This window comes from Marinimicrobium sp. UBA4509, from assembly GCF_002388575.1.
Lineage (GTDB): Bacteria > Pseudomonadota > Gammaproteobacteria > Pseudomonadales > Cellvibrionaceae > Marinimicrobium > Marinimicrobium koreense.
This window is the reverse complement of the sequence record NZ_DGMV01000009.1, coordinates 5164-5526: the sequence shown is the minus strand read 5'-3', so window position 1 is coordinate 5526 and position 363 is coordinate 5164. Positions and strand designations below refer to the sequence as shown.

The window sequence follows — 363 nt, the reverse complement described above, 5'->3', positions numbered from 1 at the left end:
GCTGTGCGCTAATCCGACCTACTTAGGGAGTGGGTGGGGACTTCGATGTGCTGGGGTTGGTTGAGGAGGTTGAGTAGCAGGACCACCCGCTCCTCGCCTTTGGTGGCATGCACCACCGCTTCCAGTTCGCGGAAGGCGCCCTTGGTGATCACCACCCGGTCCCCTGCCTTGAACAAGGGTTCTGGCTCGGCGCCATTAAGCAGCGCGCAGTGTTGCCGGAGGCCTTCGATGATATCGTCGGGTACCGGTTTGGGCACGCCATTGAAGGTCACCACCTGGGCGACGCCGCGCGTGGAGCGGATGACACCCCAGTTGCTCTCGTCGTCCAGACGAATGAACAGGTAGTGCGGGAATAACGGCTCC

At 62.0% G+C, this 363-nt stretch carries 1 protein-coding gene; it reads right to left on the bottom strand.

From position 1 onward, the window contains the following. Nucleotides 1-8: 8 nt before the first annotated feature. The coding region (locus B3520_RS01305) for a transcription termination/antitermination NusG family protein (protein WP_286804291.1) at nt 9-363 on the bottom strand (355 nt) is incomplete at its 5' end.